We start from the raw sequence: 3155 nt of genomic DNA, 5'->3' as shown, positions 1-3155 counted from the left end.
GGAAGGTTGCTCCCCAGCAGAGCCTTCCTCCGCTATCACCGATGGTGCAAAGTTGATTAAACTAAACTAAAACAACAAATTGATTTATCAACAGTTAAAATAAAAGTTGGGTACTTTTTGTCAACCGAAATCATGATAGGTCAAACGTCCAACGCCTAACGCCTAACGCCCAACACCCAACGTCTAACGTCCAACGCCCAACGTCCAACCTTTAAACTCCTCAACTATTCAACCCTTTCAGCAATGATACCCGATAAAGAATCACAAAATGTTGAGTTCAAGCAAGGATGGCATGATGACTATCTGAAATGGGTATGTGGTTTTGCTAATGCTGGTGGTGGAAGTCTTTTTGTGGGCGTTAACGATAAAGGGAAGGTTTGCGGTTTAAACAACTCCCGGCAACTGATGGAAGAAATACCCTCTAAAACAAGAGACCTGATGGGTGTGACTGTTGCTGTTAATCTACTAAATGAAAAAGGGAAGGATTGTATCGAAATTATCACACCGGAATACAATACACCAATATCACTGAGAGGAAGGTATTACTATCGAAGCGGCAGCACAAACGCTGAGTTGACCGGTAATGCACTAACAGATTTTCTGATGCGAAAATTTGGAAAAACCTGGGATGATGTTTACGAAATTTCATACTCACCTGAATTAATTGACAACAAAACAATTGAAATCTTTAAAAGATTAGCGCTTGATCGCCTGCCGGGAGTTTCGGCTGAGAACGACCCGCAGATACTCTTATAAAATTGAATTTGATAAATAATGGCAAGCTAACCTGCATAATTCATGTTTTTTTTGCAAAATATTGATTTTATGCAGGTTAACCCCGACTTAGAAAAGGTTAGGTTTTGAGAACGAAGTGAAACAAAATCTTAGCTTTTCTTAGTCGCTGTTTGAATACAGTTAATTCCACGAAAATTTTTGAACTAAATGGGCTAAAAAGGGCAGCAATTTTACTCTTTGGGTCAGAGCCGCAGGATTTCTTTAAACAAGCACACATAAGAATCGGGAAATTTGCCTCTGATGTGGATATTATCTCCAGCGATCTCATTGGCGGTAACTTGTTTCAGCAGGTAGATCAGGCTTTGAATATCCTGAAGGCGAAATATTTAACAAGCGCCATCACCTACGAAGGTATCCATAGACGCGAAATACTTGAATACCCTTACCAGGCTCTGCGGGAGGCAATCCTTAACGCAATAATCCATCGGGATTACCTCACAACATCTGCAATTCAAATCAGAATCTACAGCAACAAACTAATCATTCTCAACGAAGGCGCTTTGCCTCATGAAATTAAGGTTGAAGACCTGAAAGTGACACACCTTTCAAAACCCCGGAATATGCTGCTTGCAGATGTATTTTACAAAGCAGGTTTTATTGAAAGTTGGGGTCGGGGTACGCTCAAAATGATTGCTGAATGCCTGCACCAAAACCTGCCTGAACCTGAATTTGAAAGTAAAAATCACATGTTTTCCGTGTTATTTAAAAAAACCGACCTGAAAACCGACCTGAAAACCGACCTGAAAAATCACACAATTGAAGATCACATTTTGGCAATTATAGCTGATGATAATCGGGTCACAATACAAGTAATTGCAGAGAAGGTTGGAAAAGGGATAACCACAACCAAAGAATATTTGAATAAATTAAAAAAGAAGGGTGTAATCACACGCATCCCGCGGATTCCCCGCCCTCGCCGGATGCAACGAAACCAACGTCAAACGTCCAACGACCAACGTCCAACTCAAAACTGTGACATGAAAAAGCAAAACCCGGAGTTTACAATTTGTAAGGGGATATTTTTTTCACCATTTCGCGCAGATTAATAGGGGGCTGAACCAACTTTGCGATCCCGACACCAGCAGTGACAAGCAGTCACAAACAAAATACAACAAAACATTAACCCCTATCGTTTGAATTTTAATTTCAAGTACTTATGACTACAATTACGATTTCTGTAAAAGACCAGATGAATGCTCAAATCCTCCTTGAGGTTCTTAAATCAATGAAGTTTGTCCAAAGCGTTGAAATACAATCATCTACTTTGGAAACACCGAACCAGCAATACGCTACAATCTATGAATTATTAGAAAAGAAAGCTACTGGCGAAAACTTTAAGAGCATTGCTGATCCGGTACTTTGGCAAAGGGAATTGAGAAATGAATGGTGATAAATTATTAGATACAAATGTCTTGATTTACCTTTCACAGGGTAAACTAAAACTTTCCGATTTCACTTCAAGTGAGGAAACTTTATCTATATCTGTCATTACTTACATGGAAGCGTTAGGTTACCATTTCGAAAGATTAGAGGAAGAAGAGCTAATGAATGCATTGTGTAACCACCTGATTCTGATTCACCTTTCACCCGAAATCATTGCTAAAGTCATCGAAATACGCAAAACTTCAAAAATTAAACTACCGGATGCTATTATAGCTGCCACGGCAATGAACAGCAATCTAACACTGGTAACCAGAAACACAAAAGATTTCAATGCAATCAAAGATAGAATCAAATTACTTGATCCTTTTAGCTGATCCCATAATCCACCAATTTTGCCTGCAGATTGAAGGCTGCATAGAAAGAAATTAAGCTTTGAAAATCTGGATGGAAGAATATCCTTTCAAAAATGAGTGCTACCCTTTGACTTCAATAATCTGAGATAATTTGTGTCCCCCATTTGCGAAAATTTGTGGAAAAGTTAACGCCCAACGTCTAACACCAAACACCAAATTGAGCGAAGCGAAATCCCGAGAGCCCTGACTGCGACAAGCAGACAGGAAAGCGATTCGGGACAACAAACAACAAACACTGAACACCAAACACAAAACCTGAAAAAATACAAACCCGGTCTCTACAATTTGTAAGGTCTCCTACATTCAAACGCCTAACGCCCAACGCCTAACGTCCAACGCCTAACGTCCAACGCCTAACGCCCAAACCCCAACATTTACACTGAGACTTCGGCGTGAGTGCTCAGTCGAACGCTTGTCGAAGTGCCAAACGTCCAATGCCAAAAAACAAGGAATCTTTGATTCCGTAGCTTTTTCGAGCATCCCGCACCAAAGGTCGGGACGCCAAACGCCCAACCCTTCAACCCTTCAACCCTTTCAGCAATGATACCCAATAAAGAATCACAA

The 3155-nt window shown here is 40.4% G+C and carries 4 protein-coding genes; all 4 read left to right on the top strand.

Annotation, left to right across the window (positions count from 1 at the left end; genetic code table 11):
* The first annotated feature begins 243 nt into the window (after positions 1-243).
* Positions 244-756 (top strand): ATP-binding protein, encoded by a 513-nt coding sequence (locus tag IH598_14515; protein ID MBE0639728.1) that lies wholly within the window; start codon positions 244-246, stop codon positions 754-756.
* A 281-nt stretch (positions 757-1037) separates the two neighbouring features.
* Positions 1038-1841 carry a winged helix-turn-helix transcriptional regulator gene (locus IH598_14510; GenBank protein MBE0639727.1) on the top strand — a complete coding sequence of 268 codons (804 nt, stop codon included), beginning with the start codon at positions 1038-1040 and terminating at the stop codon, positions 1839-1841.
* A gap of 110 nt (positions 1842-1951) precedes the next feature.
* Positions 1952-2185 carry a hypothetical protein gene (locus tag IH598_14505; GenBank protein MBE0639726.1) on the top strand — a complete coding sequence of 78 codons (234 nt, stop codon included), beginning with the start codon at positions 1952-1954 and terminating at the stop codon, positions 2183-2185.
* A complete protein-coding gene (locus IH598_14500; GenBank protein ID MBE0639725.1) occupies positions 2175-2552 on the top strand; it encodes a type II toxin-antitoxin system VapC family toxin in 378 nt (125 codons plus the stop codon). Before IH598_14505 ends, IH598_14500 begins: the two co-directional genes overlap by 11 nt.
* Positions 2553-3155: the final 603 nt, after the last annotated feature.

Source organism: Bacteroidales bacterium (assembly GCA_014860585.1).
In the GTDB taxonomy this organism is placed as follows: Bacteria; Bacteroidota; Bacteroidia; order Bacteroidales; family 4484-276; genus RZYY01.
This window is presented reverse-complemented; position numbering and strand designations above follow the sequence as displayed.

What these genes read in the sequence shown, in the direction of transcription:
- IH598_14505 (MBE0639726.1), top strand. Translation starts at nt 1,952, where the DNA reads ATGACTACAATTACGATTTCTGTAAAAGACCAGATGAATGCTCAAATC.
- IH598_14500 (MBE0639725.1), top strand. Translation starts at nt 2,175, where the DNA reads ATGAATGGTGATAAATTATTAGATACAAATGTCTTGATTTACCTTTCA.
- IH598_14515 (MBE0639728.1), top strand. Translation starts at nt 244, where the DNA reads ATGATACCCGATAAAGAATCACAAAATGTTGAGTTCAAGCAAGGATGG.